General features: G+C 56.7%; 25 protein-coding genes. 14 read left to right on the top strand and 11 right to left on the bottom strand.

What is annotated here, in order from left to right; translation table 11 throughout:
- Window position 1 precedes the first annotated feature (1 nt).
- A complete protein-coding gene (locus D8B20_RS02055) occupies window positions 2-418 on the top strand; it encodes a hotdog fold thioesterase (protein WP_145886678.1) in 417 nt (138 codons plus the stop codon).
- A 155-nt stretch (window positions 419-573) separates the two neighbouring features.
- On the opposite strand, the gene cgtA is transcribed toward D8B20_RS02055, so the two are convergent.
- From cgtA to rplU, 3 genes are all read right to left on the bottom strand, one after another.
- On the bottom strand, window positions 574-1749 hold the full coding sequence (gene cgtA, locus D8B20_RS02050) for an Obg family GTPase CgtA (RefSeq protein WP_145886676.1): 1176 nt from the start codon (window positions 1747-1749) through the stop codon (window positions 574-576).
- Window positions 1750-1998: 249 nt separating this feature from the next.
- Complete coding sequence (gene rpmA / locus D8B20_RS02045) at window positions 1999-2256, bottom strand: 50S ribosomal protein L27 (protein ID WP_006121751.1); 258 nt, start codon at window positions 2254-2256, stop codon at window positions 1999-2001.
- A gap of 15 nt (window positions 2257-2271) precedes the next feature.
- Complete coding sequence (rplU, locus tag D8B20_RS02040; RefSeq protein WP_145886674.1) at window positions 2272-2583, bottom strand: 50S ribosomal protein L21; 312 nt, start codon at window positions 2581-2583, stop codon at window positions 2272-2274.
- Window positions 2584-2837: 254 nt separating this feature from the next.
- Between rplU and ispB the strand changes: the two genes are divergently transcribed.
- Together ispB and D8B20_RS02030 are read left to right on the top strand one after the other, a co-directional pair.
- Window positions 2838-3809 (top strand): octaprenyl diphosphate synthase, encoded by a 972-nt coding sequence (gene ispB / locus D8B20_RS02035; RefSeq protein WP_145886672.1) that lies wholly within the window; start codon window positions 2838-2840, stop codon window positions 3807-3809.
- A gap of 245 nt (window positions 3810-4054) precedes the next feature.
- On the top strand, window positions 4055-4348 hold the full coding sequence (locus tag D8B20_RS02030; protein ID WP_145886670.1) for a helix-turn-helix domain-containing protein: 294 nt from the start codon (window positions 4055-4057) through the stop codon (window positions 4346-4348).
- A gap of 61 nt (window positions 4349-4409) precedes the next feature.
- On the opposite strand, the gene murA is transcribed toward D8B20_RS02030, so the two are convergent.
- The 7 genes from murA to mlaF form a co-directional block, all read right to left on the bottom strand.
- The gene (gene murA, locus D8B20_RS02025; protein ID WP_145886668.1) at window positions 4410-5669 is read right to left on the bottom strand and encodes a UDP-N-acetylglucosamine 1-carboxyvinyltransferase; all 1260 of its coding nucleotides are present in this window, start codon (window positions 5667-5669) and stop codon (window positions 4410-4412) included.
- 46 nt (window positions 5670-5715) lie between these two features.
- Complete coding sequence (gene ibaG, locus D8B20_RS02020) at window positions 5716-5973, bottom strand: BolA family iron metabolism protein IbaG (protein WP_007886637.1); 258 nt, start codon at window positions 5971-5973, stop codon at window positions 5716-5718.
- A 114-nt stretch (window positions 5974-6087) separates the two neighbouring features.
- Window positions 6088-6393: a lipid asymmetry maintenance protein MlaB gene (gene mlaB / locus D8B20_RS02015; protein ID WP_145886666.1), complete on the bottom strand. Its 306-nt coding sequence runs from the start codon at window positions 6391-6393 to the stop codon at window positions 6088-6090.
- Window positions 6393-7031: a phospholipid-binding protein MlaC gene (gene mlaC / locus D8B20_RS02010; RefSeq protein WP_145886664.1), complete on the bottom strand. Its 639-nt coding sequence runs from the start codon at window positions 7029-7031 to the stop codon at window positions 6393-6395. Before mlaC ends, mlaB begins: the two co-directional genes overlap by 1 nt.
- Before the next feature lie 19 nt (window positions 7032-7050).
- Window positions 7051-7593, bottom strand: a complete 543-nt coding sequence (mlaD, locus tag D8B20_RS02005; RefSeq protein ID WP_145886662.1) for an outer membrane lipid asymmetry maintenance protein MlaD — start codon at window positions 7591-7593, stop codon at window positions 7051-7053.
- A 4-nt stretch (window positions 7594-7597) separates the two neighbouring features.
- Window positions 7598-8380 carry a lipid asymmetry maintenance ABC transporter permease subunit MlaE gene (gene mlaE, locus D8B20_RS02000; protein WP_145886660.1) on the bottom strand — a complete coding sequence of 261 codons (783 nt, stop codon included), beginning with the start codon at window positions 8378-8380 and terminating at the stop codon, window positions 7598-7600.
- Window positions 8381-8384: 4 nt separating this feature from the next.
- Window positions 8385-9200, bottom strand: a complete 816-nt coding sequence (gene mlaF, locus D8B20_RS01995; protein ID WP_145890342.1) for a phospholipid ABC transporter ATP-binding protein MlaF — start codon at window positions 9198-9200, stop codon at window positions 8385-8387.
- Between the two features lie 227 nt (window positions 9201-9427).
- Here mlaF and D8B20_RS01990 point away from each other — a divergent pair, with 227 nt between their 5' ends.
- The 11 genes from D8B20_RS01990 (at window position 9428) to npr (ending at window position 17430) form a co-directional block, all read left to right on the top strand.
- On the top strand, window positions 9428-10411 hold the full coding sequence (locus D8B20_RS01990; RefSeq protein ID WP_145886658.1) for a calcium/sodium antiporter: 984 nt from the start codon (window positions 9428-9430) through the stop codon (window positions 10409-10411).
- A gap of 13 nt (window positions 10412-10424) precedes the next feature.
- A complete protein-coding gene (gene kdsD / locus D8B20_RS01985) occupies window positions 10425-11405 on the top strand; it encodes an arabinose-5-phosphate isomerase KdsD (protein ID WP_145886656.1) in 981 nt (326 codons plus the stop codon).
- Window positions 11406-11416: 11 nt separating this feature from the next.
- Window positions 11417-11983 carry a 3-deoxy-manno-octulosonate-8-phosphatase KdsC gene (gene kdsC, locus D8B20_RS01980; protein WP_145886654.1) on the top strand — a complete coding sequence of 189 codons (567 nt, stop codon included), beginning with the start codon at window positions 11417-11419 and terminating at the stop codon, window positions 11981-11983.
- Window positions 11980-12558: an LPS export ABC transporter periplasmic protein LptC gene (gene lptC / locus D8B20_RS01975; protein ID WP_145886652.1), complete on the top strand. Its 579-nt coding sequence runs from the start codon at window positions 11980-11982 to the stop codon at window positions 12556-12558. Before kdsC ends, lptC begins: the two co-directional genes overlap by 4 nt.
- Window positions 12527-13081: a lipopolysaccharide ABC transporter substrate-binding protein LptA gene (lptA, locus tag D8B20_RS01970; protein ID WP_145886650.1), complete on the top strand. Its 555-nt coding sequence runs from the start codon at window positions 12527-12529 to the stop codon at window positions 13079-13081. Before lptC ends, lptA begins: the two co-directional genes overlap by 32 nt.
- A gap of 5 nt (window positions 13082-13086) precedes the next feature.
- Window positions 13087-13812 carry an LPS export ABC transporter ATP-binding protein gene (gene lptB / locus D8B20_RS01965; RefSeq protein WP_145886648.1) on the top strand — a complete coding sequence of 242 codons (726 nt, stop codon included), beginning with the start codon at window positions 13087-13089 and terminating at the stop codon, window positions 13810-13812.
- A gap of 48 nt (window positions 13813-13860) precedes the next feature.
- On the top strand, window positions 13861-15294 hold the full coding sequence (gene rpoN, locus D8B20_RS01960; protein WP_145886646.1) for an RNA polymerase factor sigma-54: 1434 nt from the start codon (window positions 13861-13863) through the stop codon (window positions 15292-15294).
- A 21-nt stretch (window positions 15295-15315) separates the two neighbouring features.
- Window positions 15316-15603, top strand: coding sequence for a ribosome hibernation promoting factor (gene hpf, locus D8B20_RS01955; RefSeq protein WP_145886644.1), 288 nt, complete (start codon window positions 15316-15318; stop codon window positions 15601-15603).
- A 167-nt stretch (window positions 15604-15770) separates the two neighbouring features.
- The gene (ptsN, locus tag D8B20_RS01950; RefSeq protein ID WP_186454419.1) at window positions 15771-16253 is read left to right on the top strand and encodes a PTS IIA-like nitrogen regulatory protein PtsN; all 483 of its coding nucleotides are present in this window, start codon (window positions 15771-15773) and stop codon (window positions 16251-16253) included.
- A gap of 53 nt (window positions 16254-16306) precedes the next feature.
- A complete protein-coding gene (gene rapZ, locus D8B20_RS01945; RefSeq protein WP_145886640.1) occupies window positions 16307-17161 on the top strand; it encodes an RNase adapter RapZ in 855 nt (284 codons plus the stop codon).
- The gene (gene npr / locus D8B20_RS01940; protein WP_145886638.1) at window positions 17158-17430 is read left to right on the top strand and encodes a PTS phosphocarrier protein NPr; all 273 of its coding nucleotides are present in this window, start codon (window positions 17158-17160) and stop codon (window positions 17428-17430) included. The genes rapZ and npr overlap by 4 nt, the downstream gene beginning before the upstream one ends.
- 6 nt (window positions 17431-17436) lie before the next feature.
- On the opposite strand, the gene mtgA is transcribed toward npr, so the two are convergent.
- Window positions 17437-18159: a monofunctional biosynthetic peptidoglycan transglycosylase gene (gene mtgA / locus D8B20_RS01935; protein ID WP_145886636.1), complete on the bottom strand. Its 723-nt coding sequence runs from the start codon at window positions 18157-18159 to the stop codon at window positions 17437-17439.
- Window positions 18160-18165 lie beyond the last annotated feature (6 nt).

The raw sequence follows: 18165 nt of genomic DNA, 5'->3' as shown, positions 1-18165 counted from the left end.
CATGACAATCTGGAAACGCACGCTCGATCCTGACGCGCTGAATGCGCTGAGCGAACATTCGCTGGTCTCCCATCTTGGGATCCGGTTTACGCATGTTGGCGATGAGTCGCTTGAAGCCACTATGCCGGTGGATGCACGCACGCAGCAACCCTTTGGCCTGCTGCACGGCGGGGCTTCCGTGGTGCTGGCGGAATCCATGGGCTCGGTTGCCGGCTATCTGTGTGTTGAAGAGGGCCAGAGCGTGGTGGGCATCGAGGTCAGCGCCAGTCATCATCGCGCAGTCAGCAGTGGTGAGGTACGCGGCCTCTGTCGTCCGCTGCATCTGGGCGCGCGCACGCAGAGCTGGCAGATAGAGATCCGTAACAGTCGCGATCAGCTGTGCTGCAGCTGCCGGCTGACGGTGGCCGTGCTGGGATAACACCCGGTTGCCAGCCTGGCCGCTGTGACGCCTGCCGAAGCGCACGGCTGCACGGGCCTGCACGGTTACCCTGCTGCGCCCGTAAGCGTCAGCAGGCAACCCCGGATTTTACAGGCAAAAAAAAGCGGCCCGCAGGCCGCTGTTTTCTGTCTGTATTAACGCTGATAAATGATCTCGACACCTTCGTCGTCTTCATCGTCCCAGTCGTCATCCCAGTCATCGTCTTCTTCCACTTCCTGGGCATTTTCCATGGCTTCACGGTGATAGTCATCCCACATGAAGGCCACTTTTTCCGGCTGCTTCTCTTCCTGCTCGGCTTCTTTCGGATTGGCAATGATAAAGCTCATCACATCCCAGCACAGTGCGTTGACACCTTCGCGGCTGGCGGCCGAGATCAGATAGTATTTGTCTTCCCAGCCCAGCGCTTCGGCAATTGCCTTCGCGCGGCTTTCCGCTTCTTCCGGACTCAGCAGGTCAGTTTTATTGAAGACCAGCCAGCGTGGCTTCTGGAACAGCTTGTCGCTGTATTTTTCCAGCTCGCCCAGAATGATGCGGGCGTTTTCGACCGGATCGGACTCATCAATCGGCGCAATATCGATCAGGTGCAGCAGCACGCGGCAGCGCTCCAGATGTTTCAGGAAGCGAATGCCCAGACCCGCACCTTCCGCGGCACCTTCTATCAGGCCCGGAATGTCGGCAACCACAAAGCTCTTTTCGCTGTCCATACGGACAACGCCCAGGCTGGGTACCAGCGTGGTAAACGGATAGTCTGCCACCTTCGGTTTGGCCGCCGAGACTGCGCGGATAAAGGTCGATTTACCGGCGTTTGGCAGCCCCAGCATGCCTACGTCAGCCAGCAGCATCAGTTCCAGCTGCAGGTCACGCTTCTCGCCCGGCGTGCCCATGGTTTTCTGGCGCGGCGTACGGTTTACCGATGACTTAAAGCGGGTATTACCCAGACCGTGCCAGCCACCTTTCGCCACCATCAGCTTCTGCTCATGGCGCGTCATATCGCCCAGCGTTTCGCCGGTGCCCTGATCGATGACGCGGGTACCGACCGGCACTTTAATAATCACGTCTTTGCCACGCTTACCGGTACAGTCACGGCTCTGGCCGTTCTGCCCGCGCTCTGCGCGAAACGCTTTTTCGAAGCGGTAATCGATCAGGGTGTTAAGGTTCTCATCCGCCAGCAGGTATACGTCGCCGCCATCGCCGCCGTCACCGCCGTCAGGTCCCCCTTTCGGGATGTACTTTTCACGGCGGAAGCTGACGCAACCGTTGCCGCCATCACCCGCAACCACCAGGATCGTTGCTTCATCAACAAACTTCATTTTCTATCTCCGTCACGCTGTCGTTTGCGCCAGCCTGCAGGCAGCAAACGGGTCCGCCAGGGTCTTCTGCGCTGACCGGCGGCGGATAATACAGGATTGGCAAGGCCAGATGTACATAAATTGTACAGCAAACTGCGCCACAGGGTCAGAAGGAATGCCGTCACCTGCAGCAGAATGTAAAAAGCCCCGCAAAGCTGCGGGGCCTTTCATTCGTGTGTTCAGACGGTTACCGTCCGGGGCACGACAACCTTACTCAGCAACGATGCTGATGTATTTACGGTTGTTCGGGCCTTTAACTTCGAATTTTACTTTGCCGTCTGCGGTAGCAAACAGAGTGTGGTCACGACCACAACCTACGTTGTTACCTGCGTGGAATTTGGTGCCACGCTGACGAACGATGATGCTACCTGCCAGAACAGATTCACCACCGAAGCGCTTTACGCCCAGACGTTTTGCGTTGGAGTCGCGACCGTTACGAGTCGAACCACCAGCCTTTTTGTGTGCCATTTGTCAGATCTCCTCTTACGCGCTGATCACAGTGATTTTCACATCAGTGAACCACTGACGGTGACCAGCTTGCTTACGGTAGTGTTTACGACGACGAAACTTAACGATTTTAACTTTCTCGCCACGACCGTGAGCAACAACTTCTGCTTTGATCACACCGCCTGAAACCAGTGGCGCGCCGATTTTCACGTCTTCGCCATTTGCAATCATCAGAACCTGGTCGAACTCGATGGTTTCACCGGTTGCGATGTCCAGCTTTTCCAGGCGAACGGTCTGACCTTCGCTTACTCGGTGTTGTTTACCACCACTTTGGAAAACCGCGTACATATAAAACTCCGCTTCTGCGCATGCCTTTCTGTTCATCAGGCGGCGCGATAAATATTCACAATAGGGCGCGAATTCTACGCAAAACTCCAGCAGAAGACAAGTGCACTTTGCACTCTCTTGCAGAAAAAAAGCGCAGGACGAATGCAATCGTTTCTCAACCCGATTTTTCAAGTACAATCAGTAACAGATTACCTGAACTCACGCTGGGTAAAAGCGCTTACCATGCAAAAAACGAGTCAAAGCTGAACAGACGAATGAACTTAGAACAGATTAACGAATTAACCGCGCAGGACATGGCGGCCGTCAACCAGACCATCCTCGACCAGCTGAATTCAGATGTCTCACTGATCAACCAGTTGGGCTATTACATCATCAGCGGCGGCGGCAAACGCATCCGTCCGATGATCGCGGTGCTGTCGGCACGCGCGCTGAATTATCAGGGATCGCTGCATGTGACCAATGCGGCGCTGATCGAATTTATCCACACGGCGACGCTGCTGCATGACGACGTGGTGGATGAATCCGATATGCGCCGTGGCAAAGCCACTGCTAACGCCGCCTTCGGCAACGCCGCCAGCGTGCTGGTAGGAGATTTTATCTATACCCGCGCGTTTCAGATGATGACCAGCATGGGATCGCTGAAGATCCTGGCGCTGATGTCCGAAGCGGTGAATGTGATCGCGGAAGGAGAAGTGCTGCAGCTGATGAACTGCAACGATCCTGACATCACTGAAGAGAGCTACATGCGGGTGATCTACAGTAAAACCGCCCGTCTGTTTGAAGCGGCCTCGCAGGCGTCTGCAATCCTGGCAGAGGCCACGCCGGAGCAGGAAAAAGCGCTGCAGGATTACGGGCGTTACCTTGGCACCGCTTTCCAGTTAATTGATGATCTGCTGGATTACAGCGCCGACGGGCAGACGCTGGGTAAAAACACCGGCGACGACCTCAGCGAAGGCAAACCGACGCTGCCGCTGCTGCACGCGATGCACCACGGCACGCCCGAACAGGCGCAGATGATCCGCCAGGCCATCGAAGAGGGCAACGGACGCCATCTGCTGGAGCCGGTGCTGGCAGCGATGCAGCAGACCGGTTCGCTGGAGTGGACGCGCAAGCGCGCCGAGGAAGAGGCGGATAAAGCCATTACCGCTCTGCAGGTGCTGCCGGAAACACCGTGGCGCAGCGCGCTGGAAGCGCTGGCGCATATGTCGGTGCAGCGCGACTTCTGATACCGTATGCGGGGCCTGATGGCCCCGTTTTTCCCCGCTTCCCCTCTCCTTTCCCCCTTCTCATGGATTACATCCGTTTGCAGATTTTTGCGAAAGGCGACGCAGTTTCATGCGCTGCCAAAACAATTACTGGAAACTTATGGAAATTATTTGCTATAAAAATCCGGTTCTTTCCAGTTGTCTCTGTGCCAGAAAAACATGCGTTACAGAGATGCAGTAATAACACGGACATGGAGAAGAGAGTTATGCACGCAAGGAGAGAGGATTGGCACCCGGCAGATATTATCGCTGCCCTGCGCAAGCGGGGCACATCCATGGCAGCACTGTCGCGGCAGTGTGGCCTGAGTTCATCCACGCTGGCCAATGCGCTTACCCGCCCGTGGCCAAAGGGCGAGTGGCTGATCGCCAGCGCACTGGAGCTGCACCCTTCCGAGATCTGGCCCAGCCGCTATTTTGATCCGGTGACGCAGCGGCTGCTGGATCGTAAAAAGCGCATGCGATCCCCGCAGGATCTGAAAAAGATCAAACCCCGTCGCTGAGACGAAAAAAAACCAGCCACGGTAACGTGACTGGTTTTTCTGTCTGCTTCAGTGCCGCAGGTTATTCGCCGGTGACGCGCTCGATGTTCGCGCCCAGCGCTTTCAGCTTATCTTCGATGTGCTCATAGCCACGATCGATGTGATAGATGCGGTCTACCAGCGTAGTGCCTTCGGCAATACAGCCTGCCAGCACCAGACTGGCAGAGGCACGCAGATCGGTTGCCATCACCTGCGCGCCGGAGAGCGTATCCACGCCGTGACAGATCGCCGTGTTGCTTTCGATTTCCGCATGCCCGCCCATACGAATCAGTTCCGGGATGTGCATAAAGCGGTTTTCGAAAATGGTCTCGGTGATCACGCCCGTGCCTTCTGCAACCAGATTCAGCAGCGTGAACTGTGCCTGCATATCGGTCGGGAAGCCCGGATGCGGTGCGGTGCGGACATTGACCGCTTTCGGCCGTTTACCGTGCATATCCAGGCTGACCCAGTCTTCGCCGACTTCAATTTCTGCTCCGGCGTCGCGCAGCTTCGCCAGCACAGCGTCCAGCGTATCCGGCTGGGCATTGCGGCACACCACTTTGCCACGCGAAATCGCGCCGGCCACCAGGAAGGTCCCGGTTTCGATACGATCCGGCAGGACGCGGTAAACGCCGCCCCCCAAACGCTCAACGCCTTCAATGGTGATTTTGTCCGTACCGGCACCGCTGATCTTCGCGCCCAGCGTGTTGAGGAAATTCGCGGTATCGACAATTTCCGGCTCACGCGCGGCGTTCTCAATGATGGTGGTGCCGGTCGCCAGCGTCGCCGCGCTCATAATGGTCACAGTGGCACCAACGCTCACCTTGTCCATGACAATGTGCGCGCCTTTCAGGCGGCCGTTGACAGAGGCTTTGACGTAACCTTCTTCCAGTTTGATCTCTGCACCCAGCTGCTCAAGGCCGGTGATATGCAGGTCAACGGGACGTGCACCGATAGCACAACCGCCTGGCAGGGAAACCTGACCCTGGCCAAAACGCGCCACCAGCGGACCCAGCGCCCAGATAGACGCGCGCATGGTTTTCACCAGTTCGTAAGGTGCACTGAAGACATTAACTTCGCGGGCATCAACGTGAACCGAACCATTGCGCTCGATGCGCGCGCCCAGCAGGCTCAGCAGCTTCATGGTGGTATCGATATCACGCAGCTTCGGCACGTTCTGAATCTCGACCGGCTCTTCAGCCAGCAGGGCAGCAAACAGAATCGGCAGCGCAGCATTTTTCGCCCCGGAAATGGTCACTTCACCACTTAAACGGGTGGGGCCTTGCACACGAAATTTGTCCATTAACACGGCTCTCAATTATCTATCAATAAAACCGCCAGAGCGGCACTTAAAAACCGTTGAGTTTACGGTCGCGTGCCCACTCAGCCGGGGTATAAGTCTTGATGGACACCGCATGAATACGGTTATCCGCAATGTATTCCATCAGCGGCGCGTAGACAGCCTGCTGCTTCTTCACACGGCTCAGCTCGCCAAACATCTCACCTACGGCAATCACCTGAAAGTGGCTACCGTCGTTGCTGAGTACGTGTACTTCTTCCAGGGGCAGCGCCTGCATCAGCACGGCCTGAACTTCACTATTTTCCATCGCTCATTGCTTCACTTGATAATAATAAGGCGGATATCTTAGAGGAAAGCGCCTGACTCTTAAATACGCAAAAGCCCCTGGAAAAATCAGGGGCTTCGCAGTACCTGCAGGGAATCAGGCGCTTTTTTCTGCAGAAACAATAATCTGCTGCAGGTTGTAGAGCGTAATCAGCGACTGGAGTTTATCAGTGATGCCCGTGAACAGCGGCGTAGTGCCCTGCGCACGCGCAATTTCACGCAGGTGCACCAGCAGCGCCAGCCCGGCTGAGTCCACCCGGTCCAGCGCGGCAACATCAATGGTGGTTATCCCGGCCATTGCCGTGTCGCGCGCTTCCCACAGCGACAGCAGCGTGTCGCGATCCAGTTTGCCGCTTAACGCCAGCGTGCTGGCAGTGCGCTGCCAGCGTAACGGTTCGCTCATTATTGCTGCTTATCCAGTGTAATAGGCTGGGCCGCATAGGTTTTCAGCTGAGCCGTCAGGCCATCAATGCCTTTGGTGCGCAGCAGGTCACTCCACTCATTCTGTTTAGTGGTGATCATGCTGATGCCTTCTGCCACCATATCGTAGGCCTGCCAGTTGCCGCTCTGGCTGTTTTTACGCCACTGGAAATCCAGGCGCACCGGCGGACGGCCGTTCGGGTCGATGATGGTGACGCGAATCGCCACAATATTGGCATCGCCCAGCGGCTTTTCCGGCTGAATCTGATAGGTCTGACCGTGATACAGCGCCAGTGCCTGACCGTAAGCCTGCGCCAGATAGTCACCAAACGCCGCAAAGTAAGCATCGCGCTGGGCCGGCGTGGCTTCACGATAGTAACGCCCCAGCACCAGCGCGCCCGCATATTTGATTTGTACGTACGGCAGCAGCTCCTCACGCACAATCTGACGCAGGTAGTCTGGATTCTGCTTGATCTTCGGCTGTTCGTTTTTCAGACGCGTGAAGGTTTTCTCCGCCGCTTCGTTCATCAACTTGTAAGGATTGCTTTGGTCTGCGCCGGCCGCGTTTGCCGCCAGGGGCGCAATGGCCAGCAGCGCAATCATCAGAAAACGTTTAAACATCGTGTTTTACCTCTCTGGGTTATTCCGTAGTAGCTGAAGCTGCAGGGGCAGGCGCGCGCTCCGCGCCGGCTGATTTATCCTCATCCTTCTTATCACCGCTCTTGTAAAGGAACTGGCCGATCAGATCTTCCAGCACCAGCGCGGATTTGGTGTCGCGCAGCGTGCCGCCATCTTTCAGCATGGCAGAACCGAGATCGGGATCGTCAAACCCCAGATTCAGCGCCAGAAACTGCTCGCCCAGCAGGCCCTGCGTGCGGATGGCCAGTGAACTGGTATCCGGAATTTTGTCGGCGTACTGATCGCTGATGGCCATGGTGACGCGCGGCGAGAGGGTTTTCTCATCCAGGGCGATATCCGTTACGCGTCCAATCACCACGCCACCAATCTTGACCGGCGAACTGACTTTCAGGCCGCCGATATTATCGAAAGTGGCATACAGCTTCCACGTCGGTTCCGTGCCCAGTGATTTCAGGTCGGCGACGCGCAGGCTGAGGAACAGCAGCGCCACCAGCGCGGCCAGCATAAACACGCCAACCCAGATTTCGTTTTTCTTGCTTTGCATTGCATCAATTCCCAAACATCAGTGCTGTCAGCACAAAATCCAAACCGAGTACTGCCAGCGAAGCATGTACTACGGTACGCGTCGTTGCCCGGCTGATCCCTTCTGAGGTCGGGATAGCGTCATAGCCATTGAACAGCGCAATCCACGTCACCGTGACGGCAAAGACCGCGCTTTTAATTAAGCAGTTGAGTACATCGGTACGGAAATCCACCGCGCTCTGCATGGCGGACCAGAAGAAACCGGGATCGATGCCCTTCCAGCCGACCCCGACCAGCGCACCGCCGGCAATGCCGACCGCGGTAAAGATCAGCGCCAGCAGCGGCATGCTGATGAAGCCGGCCCAGAAGCGTGGTGAAACTACGCGGCGCAACGGATCGACCGCCATCATCTCCATGCTGGAGAGCTGTTCCGTGGCTTTCATCAGGCCAATCTCTGCCGTCAGCGCAGAACCGGCGCGGCCGGCAAACAGCAGCGCGGTCACCACCGGCCCCAGCTCACGCAGCAGCGACAGCGCCACCAGCATGCCCAGGCTGGTTTCAGCACTGTACGTGGTGAGAACCAGATAGCCCTGCAGGCCCAGCACCATGCCAATAAACAGACCCGAGACGACGATAATCAGCAGCGAAAGCACGCCCACGCTGTACAGCTGCTTCACCAGCAGCGGCGCGTGCCGGCGGAAGGCCGGTTTGCCCACCAGCGCATGAAACAGCATCAGCCCTGCGCGGCCAAAAGCGGCACAGGTGTTTATTCCCTGACGTCCCAGTGACGCCAGCGCCTGTAACAACATCAGTTTAGGTTCTCCCTGCGCGGGTCAAATCGCTGAGGTAATCCCCGGCGGCGAAACGGAACGGAACCGGACCATCCGCATGACCCTCAATAAACTGGCGCACGCGCGGATCGGGATTTTCCCGCAGCTGCGGCGCGCTGCCCTGAGCAATAATTTTTTGTCCGGCAACGATATAGGCATGATCGGCAATGCTCAAGACCTCCGGCACATCGTGTGAAACCACGATACAGGTTACGCCCAGCGAATGGTTTAGCTCGTCAATCAGCTTCACCAGCACGCCCATGGTGATGGGGTCCTGCCCCACAAAGGGCTCGTCGAACATGATCAGCTCCGGCTCAAGCGCAATGGCGCGCGCCAGCGCCGCCCGGCGTGCCATCCCGCCAGACAGTTCTGCAGGCATCAGCTTTGCTGCCCCGCGCAGCCCTACCGCTTCCAGCTTCATCATCACCGTGCTGTGCAGCAGTTCCGGCGGCAGGCGGGTGTGTTCCCGCAGCGGCCAGGCCACATTCTCATACACGTTCAGATCGGTGAACAGCGCGCCGGACTGAAACAGCATGCTCATTTTTTTACGGACGTCATAGAGTTTGCGGCGCGACAGCGTCGGGATGTTCTGGTCACGAAACCAGATCTCGCCTTTGTCCGGCTGCAGCTGGCCGCCAATCAGGCGCAACAGCGTGGTTTTGCCGATGCCGGACGGCCCCATAATCGCCGTGACTTTGCCTGCCGGCACCGTCAGCGAAATATCGTCGAAAATGGTGCGATCGCCGCGTGTGAAACTGACGCCACGAACCTCAACCAGATTCGTTTGCTGCTGCATCATCATTACCTCTTTCTGCGGAAAGCGCGTTAGTAAAGCCGTGGATGGTAGCCTGGTAGACCGCAATGCACGATAGTTTTACAGAAACTTACCGCTCCGGTGTGGCGAAAACGGCCTTAAAATTTACTTTTGCCTCTCAGACAGTCAAAATCAGCGCCTGTTTCCGCGCGCACGCTGTTTTTACCTGTCGGACAAGGTTCGCCGACACCGTTATCCATCAAGGATTTTTCATGTTCGTAGCCACTGCTCTGCTATTTATCGGATTGATTTTACTGGTCTATGGTGCCGACCGTCTGGTATTCAGCGCAGCGATCCTGTGTCGATCTTTCGGTATTCCGCCGCTGATCATCGGCATGACGGTGGTGAGCATTGGCACATCGTTACCGGAACTGATTGTTTCTTTCTCGGCAGCCCAGCATGGCCAGATGGATTTAGCCGTCGGTACGGCGCTGGGATCGAACATTACCAATATTCTGTTAATTCTGGGCGGCGCAGCGTTGCTGCACCCCTTAACCGTACACTCCAATTTGATTCGGCGCGAACTCCCGCTGATGCTGCTGGTCTCACTGCTCAGCGGAATCATGCTGGCGGATAACCATCTGAGCCGGCTGGATGGGGTCGCGCTGCTGCTGCTGGCCGTCGGTTATTTGCTGGTGGCGATCCGCATTGCCCGCCGCGCGGAGCGCGAAAACAACGATACGCTGACGCGCGAACAGCTGGCCGAACTGCCACGCGACGAAACCGGCAATACCGTGGCGTTTCTCTGGCTGGCGGTCGCACTGATTATTCTGCCCATGTCGACGCGCATGGTGATCGACAACGCGACCGTGTTCGCCGACTACTTTGGCGTCAGTGAACTGGTGATGGGCCTGACGCTGATTGCCGTTGGCACCAGCCTGCCGGAGCTGGCCACCGTGCTGGCGGGCGCACTGAAAGGCGAAGATGATATCGCTATCGGGAATCTGATTGGGGCCAATATCTTTAACCTGGCCATTGTGCTGGGCCTGCCGGCGCTGTTTCATCCGGGCGATGTGGACACCCAGGCTTTTGCCCGTGATTACTGGGTGATGCTGGGCGTCAGCGTACTGTTCGCCCTGCTCTGCCTGCTGCGCAAGCGCCGTATCGGCCGCGTTGCCGGTACGCTTCTGTTAGGTGGTTTTATGGCGTGGGTGCTGTGGCTCTGGCTCAGCCCGGCGCTTCTCGCAAGCTATTAAGGACGGACTGACCATGTCACATCAGCAACCGGATTTTGATTTTCAGCAGGCAGGTAAAGCGGTACTGCGCATTGAACGCGAAGGGCTGGAGCAGCTCGATCAGTATATTAACGCCGACTTCACCCGCGCCTGCGAGATGATTTTTGCCTGTCGTGGCAAAGTGGTCGTGATGGGCATGGGCAAATCCGGGCACATTGGTAAAAAGATTGCGGCGACGTTTGCCAGCACCGGTACCCCGGCATTTTTTGTCCATCCGGGAGAAGCCAGCCATGGCGATCTCGGCATGGTGAGCGCCAGCGATGTGGTGCTGGCTATCTCCAACAGCGGTGAATCCAGCGAAATTCTTGCGCTGATTCCGGTGCTGAAGCGTCAGAAAGTCCGGCTGATCTGCCTGACCAGCCGCCCGGAGAGTGCGATGGGCCGCGCAGCGGACGTGCATTTATGCGTGAAAGTGCCGCAGGAGGCCTGCCCGCTTGGCCTCGCGCCCACCTCCAGTACCACCGCCACCCTCGTGATGGGTGACGCCCTGGCTGTGGCGCTGCTGGAAGCGCGGGGCTTCACGCCGGAAGATTTTGCCCTGTCGCATCCGGGCGGCGCGCTGGGGCGGAAACTGCTGCTGCACGTCAGCGACATCATGCACAGCGGCGATGAAATTCCGCATGTGACGCGCGACGCTTCGCTGCGCGATGCCCTGCTGGAGATTACGCGTAAAAACCTCGGTCTGACGGTGATCGTCGACGACCTGATGAAAATCGAAGGGATCTTCACCGACGGCGATTTACGCCGCGTATTTGATATGGGCATCAATTTTCAGTCAGCCAGTATTCAGGATGTGATGACGCGTGGCGGTATCCGCGTGCGCCCGAATATGCTGGCTGTGGATGCACTGAATCTGATGCAAAACAAAAACATTACCGCCCTGCTGGTGGCCGATGACGATCGGCTGCTCGGTGTGGTACATATGCATGACATGCTGCGCGCTGGCGTGGTCTGACGGGAAAAAGAATGCTTACTGAAACCGCGATGGTTGAAACCTGCTACGGCCCGGTCAGTGCCGATGTGATGGCGCGCGCCGCGCAGATTCGTCTGTTAATCTGCGATGTTGATGGCGTGATGTCGGACGGTCTGATTTACATGGGTAACAGCGGCGAAGAGCTGAAGGCCTTTAACGTCCGCGACGGTTACGGCGTGCGTTGTCTGCTGACCTCTGGCATCGAAGTGGCTATCATTACCGGCCGGCGCGCCACCCTGCTGGAAGATCGCTGTAAAACGCTCGGCATTACGCATCTTTACCAGGGACAGTCGGATAAGCTTTTGGCCTGGCGTGAACTCCTGGATAAACTGTCACTGTCTGCCGACCAGGTGGCCTATATTGGTGATGACCTGATCGACTGGCCGGTGATGGCGCAGTCCGGCCTGAGCGTCGCGGTAGCGGACGCCCATCCGGTGCTCTTGCCGCGCGCTCACTACGTGACGCGCATTGCCGGTGGCCGCGGCGCCGTGCGCGAGCTGTGCGACCTGATTTTAATGGCGCAGAACAAATTTGAGGATGCCAAAGGGCAATCGGTATGAGTAAAAGCAGGCGTTGGATAACGCTGATTCTGGGTCTGATCGCGCTGGTGCTGATCGGCTGGAATCTGACCAATCAGGACGACAGTAAAACGCCCGTGGCGTCCAGCGATCAGGAACCTACGTACACCAGCGCCAAATCGAGCTCGGTGGCCTATAACCCTGCCGGGGCGCTGGCCTATAAGCTGATCTCCGATAAAGTGACCTATTTCGCGGCTGACGAAGTGAGCTGGTTCGATAATCCGGTCATGACGACGTTTGATGAAAATAAAGTGCCGACCTGGTCGGTACGCGCCGATAAAGCAAAGCTGACGAAAGATCGTATGCTCTACCTTTACGGCCACGTTGAAGTGCATACGCTGACGCAGGATTCTCAGCTTGAGCGCATCATCACGGATAATGCTCAGGTTAATCTGGTTACCCAGGACGTGACATCAGACGATCAGGTCACGCTCTTTGGCCGCAGTTTTAATTCCACCGGCATGAAGATGCGCGGCAACTTACGGACAAAAAATGCCGAGCTGCTTGAAAAGGTCAAAACATCTTATGAAATCCAAAATGAACAAAAACAGCCTTAAGTTGCTGCTGGTCAGCGCCCTGCTGGCGACCAGCCTGCCCGCGCTGGCGGTGACCGGTGATTCTGACAAGCCGGTAAATATTGACTCCGTCAATCAGGCGCTGGATTTGCAGGGCAACGTTGCCACCTTTACCGGCAACGTCATCGTCACCCAGGGCACCATCAAAATTACGGCGGATAAAGTCGTGGTGACTCGCCCGGGCGGCGACAGCAATAAAACCATTGTGGATGCCTATGGCAATCCCGCCACCTTCTATCAGATGCAGGATAACGGCAAGCCGGTGAAAGGCCACGCTGCGAAGCTGCACTATGAACTGGCTAACGATTTTGTCGAGCTGACCGGTAACGCGTTTATTGAGCAGCAGGACAGCAATATCAAAGGCGACCGCATCACGTATCTGGTGAAAGAGCAGAAAATGCAGGCCTACAGCCAGGGTGAGAGCAAGCGCGTGACCACCGTACTGGTGCCATCGCAGCTGCAGGACAAGAACGGTTCGTCTGCGAGCCCCAAAAAGAGTAACTGAGAGCCATGGCCACATTAATCGCTGAAAACCTGGCGAAAGCCTATAAAGGCCGCCGCGTGGTGGAAGATGTCAGCCTGCAGGTGAAGTCCGGCGAAATTGTCGGCCTGCTGGGTCCGAACGGCGCCGGTAAAACCACGACCTTTTACATGGTGGTGGGCATCGTGCCGCGTGATGCCGGCCGGATTGTTATCGATGAAGAAGATATCAGCATCCTGCCGCTGCATGCCCGCGCGCGTCGCGGCATTGGCTATCTGCCGCAGGAAGCCTCTATTTTCCGCCGCCTGAGCGTGTTCGATAATCTGATGGCCGTGCTGCAGGTGCGCGACGATCTGACCGAAGAACAGCGTCAGGATCGCGCCAATGAGCTGATGGAAGAGTTTCACATTGAGCACCTGCGCAACAGCATGGGCCAGGCGCTCTCCGGCGGTGAACGCCGCCGCGTTGAAATTGCCCGTGCGCTGGCGGCGAACCCGAAATTCATCCTGCTGGATGAGCCGTTTGCCGGCGTTGATCCCATCTCCGTTATTGATATTAAGAAGATCATTGAGCATCTGCGTGACAGCGGCCTTGGGGTACTGATTACCGACCACAACGTGCGTGAAACGCTGGCGGTGTGTGAACGCGCCTATATCGTGAGCCAGGGCCGCCTGATTGCGCACGGTACGCCAGATGAAATTCTTGCAGATGAGCAGGTTAAGCGGGTTTATTTGGGCGAAGAGTTCAGACTCTGATAAGGTGTGGTTACACCCGACATTTGCTTAGGACATTCCAGCCGGATTATGAAGCAAGGTTTGCAACTCAGGCTCAGCCAACAGCTGGCGATGACTCCCCAGTTGCAGCAGGCAATCCGCTTGCTGCAACTCTCTACGCTTGAACTCCAGCAGGAATTACAGCTGGCGCTGGAAAGCAATCCGCTGCTTGAACAAACCGATCTGCATGAAGAAGTTGATGCCCGTGAATTCCAGGAGAGCGAAGCGTTAGATACGCGCGAGGCACTTGAACAAAAAGAGATGCCCGACGAACTGCCGCTGGATGCCACCTGGGATGAAATTTACACCGCCGGCACCCCTTCCGGCACCGGCACCGATTACCAGGATGATGAGCTGCCGGTCTATCAGGGCGAAACCACTCAGAGCCTGCAGGATTACCTGATGTGGCAGGTAGAACTCACGCCCTTTACCGACACCGACCGCGCCATTGCCACCTCCATTGTTGATGCCATAGACACAACCGGCTACCTGACCGTCAGTGTGCAGGACATTTGTGACAGTATTGGTGATGAAACCTTAACGCTGGAAGAAGTGGAAGCGGTGCTGAAGCGCGTGCAGCGTTTCGACCCGGTCGGCGTAGGCGCGCGCGACCTGCGTGACTGCCTGCTGGTGCAGCTGTCACAATATGCCGCGGATACCCCAATGCTGGCAGAAGCGCGCCTGATTGTCAGTGAGCACCTGGATTTGCTGGCGAACCACGATTTCCGTAGCCTGATGCGCGTGACGCGTCTGAAAGAAGATGTGCTGAAAGAGGCGATGCTGCTGATTCAGTCGCTGGATCCGCGTCCCGGGCAATCCGTTAACACCGGTGAGCCGGAGTATGTGATCCCCGATGTCCTGGTGCGCAAAGTGGGTGCCAGCTGGACAGTAGAGCTGAATGCAGACAGCCTGCCGCGTCTGAAAATCAATCAGCACTATGCGGCGATGGGCGGCTCGGCGCGCAATGACAGCGACAGCCAGTTTATCCGCAGCAATTTACAGGAAGCCAGATGGCTGATTAAGAGCCTGGAGAGCCGTAACGACACGCTGCTGAAAGTGACACGCTGTATTGTCGAACAGCAGCAGGCGTTTTTTGAACAGGGCGAGGAGTACATGCGGCCGATGGTGCTGGCCGATATCGCCCAGGCCGTCGATATGCATGAATCCACCATTTCCCGTGTTACTACGCAAAAATATCTGCACAGCCCGCGCGGTATTTTTGAACTGAAATATTTTTTCTCCAGTCACGTCAGCACCGAAGGCGGTGGCGAAGCCTCGTCTACGGCGATCCGTGCGCTGGTGAAAAAATTGATCTCTGCGGAAAATCCCGCAAAACCCTTGAGCGACAGCAAACTCACCTCCATGTTATCTGAACAGGGCATCATGGTGGCGCGACGTACGGTTGCTAAGTACCGCGAGTCTTTATCTATACCGCCATCAAACCAGCGTAAGCAATTGGTTTGACCGAACGAAGAAGGAAGACCTATGCAGCTAAACCTTACCGGACTTAATGTTGAAATTACCGAACCGCTGCGCGAATTTGTAAATAGCAAATTTGCCAAACTGGAACACTATTTTGATCGTATCAATCAGGTTTATATTGTTCTGAAAGTGGAGAAGGTGACGCAGATTGCCGAGGCAACATTGCACGTCAACGGCGGGGAGCTGCACGCCACAGGGGAAGCGGAAGACATGTACGCGGCCATCGACGGGCTGATCGACAAACTGGCCCGTCAGCTGACCAAACACAAAGACAAACTGAAAAAACACTAACCTTCACGCTTGCAGAGGGCTGACCCATTCGGTCCTCAGAGAGAAAATGGGGCGGGTTACCGCCCCGTTTTGTCATCTGCGCAAGCGCCAGCAGGCACGTTGCCCTGCCCGTCCGACGGTGCAGCGGCGCACGCCTGGGGCTATGTGAACACGCAAGTGAAACGATGATGAACAACGATCTGACACTGGAATTGAGCGCGGTCCTTTCGCTGGACTGTACCCGCAGCGGCGTACACTGCCAGAGTAAAAAACGTGCGCTGGAGATCATCAGCGAACTGGCCGCGAAGCAGCTCAATCTGCCGCACCAGACGCTTTTTGAAGCCATCCTGACCCGCGAACGCATGGGCAGTACCGGCATTGGCAACGGCATTGCCATTCCCCATGGCAAGCTGGAAGAGGACACGCTGCGCGCCGTTGGCGTGTTTATCAGCCTTGATCAGCCAATCGCCTTTGACGCCGTGGATAACCAGCCGGTGGATCTGCTGTTTGCGCTGCTGGTGCCGGCTGACCAGTGTAAAACCCATTTGCATACGTTGTCGCTGGTCGCCAAACGTCTGGCAGATAAAACTGTCTGCCGCCGTCTGCGCGCGGCCCAGAGCAACGAAGAGCTCTACGCCATCATTACAGAAGCTCAGGAAGAACACTCGTAAGCGACAGACACTTTTTACCGGCGGCTGTGCCGGTGTGAAACGGGAGAAAGGTAATGGTGCTGATGATCGTTAGCGGTCGGTCAGGCTCAGGAAAGTCAGTGGCGCTGCGCGCCCTTGAAGACATGGGATTTTACTGTGTCGATAACCTGCCAGTGGTGCTGCTGCCAGAGCTGGCCAACACCTTAGCCGAACGTGATATCTCGGCAGCAGTCAGTATTGATGTGCGTAACATGCCGGAATCACCTGAGATTTTCGAGCACGCGCTGAGTACGCTGCCGGCCTCGTTCTCACCGCAGCTGCTGTTCCTGGATGCCGATCGCAACACCCTGATTCGGCGCTACAGCGATACGCGCCGCCTGCATCCGCTCTCCAGCAAAAATCTCTCCCTGGAGAGCGCCATTGATGAGGAGCACGATCTGCTGGAGCCGCTGCGCTCCCGCGCCGATCTGATCATCGATACCTCTGAAATGTCAGTACACGAGCTGGCCGAGATGCTGCGTACGCGCCTGCTGGGCAAACGGGAACGCGAGCTGACAATGGTGTTTGAGTCGTTTGGCTTTAAACACGGTATTCCAATCGATGCGGATTACGTGTTCGACGTGCGCTTTCTGCCTAACCCGCACTGGGATCCAAAACTGCGCCCGATGACCGGCCTCGATCGCCCGGTCGCCGCCTTCCTCGACCGCCACACTGAAGTACACAATTTCATTTACCAGACGCGCAGCTACCTGGAACTGTGGTTGCCGATGCTGGAAACCAACAACCGCAGCTATCTGACCGTCGCCATTGGCTGTACCGGCGGTAAACACCGCTCGGTGTACATTGCGGAACAGCTGGCAGATTACTTCCGCTCGCGCGGTAAAAATGTCCAGTCACGCCATCGCACTCTGGAAAAACGTAAATCATGACCGTGAAGCAAACCGTAGAGATCCGCAACAAGCTGGGAATGCATGCGCGCCCGGCCATGAAGCTGTTTGAACTGGTGCAAAGTTTCGATGCTGAAGTGCTGCTGCGCAATGAGGCTGGCACCGAGGCGGAAGCCAGCAGCGTGATTGCACTGCTGATGCTTGATTCAGCCAAAGGCGGCCATATTGAGATTGAAGCCAGCGGCCCGCAGGAAGTGCAGGCGCTGGCGGCGGTGATAGAACTGTTCGAAGCCGGTTTTGACGAAGAGTAAACGGCTTCAGTGCAGTTTATAGCGATTCAGGAACCCTTCCCCGCCCAGCTGCCGCATCTGGCGCAGAATCCACTGCTGCCGCTGGCGAATATAGCCAGAGGGGGCATCCGCATGGAAGCGGATCGGATTCGGTAACACGGCGGCCAGCAGTGCGGCCTCTGACATGGTCAAACGGCTGGCAGGCTTATGAAAATAGCGCTGTGCCGCCTCTTCCACCCCAAAGACACCCTCTCCGAACTCTGCAATGTTGAGATAAACCGTCAGAATACGACGTTTGGTCCAGACCGTTTCCAGCCCCACCGTTAAGCCGGCTTCCAGCCCTTTGCGCACCCAGCTGCGCCCGTCCCACAAAAACAGGTTTTTGGCCGTCTGCTGCGAAAGGGTAGAAGCACCACGCAGACGCTCACCTTCATCATTGCCGATGACCTGCTGAATCGCCTGCACATCAAAGCCCCAGTGTTCAGGGAACTTCTGATCTTCAGAAGCAATCACCGCCAGCGCCATCCAGGGAGAAATGTCATCCATTCCCACCCAGTCAGAATGCGCCACATAATCAAAACGTCCGCTGAACCATGCGCCCAGCTGGCGCTCCACCATGACGGCAGAAAACGGCACCGGCAGAAAAGAGAACAGCAAAATCCCCGCCAGCCAGAGACCCAGCCAGCCCAGCACCACTCTGACAAGCACGCTTTTGATACGCGTTGCCCGATTTCCTTTACGCTTACTCATCGAATT

The organism is Candidatus Pantoea soli, from assembly GCF_007833795.1.
GTDB classification, from domain to species: domain Bacteria; phylum Pseudomonadota; class Gammaproteobacteria; order Enterobacterales; family Enterobacteriaceae; genus Pantoea; species Pantoea soli.
This window is presented reverse-complemented; position numbering and strand designations above follow the sequence as displayed.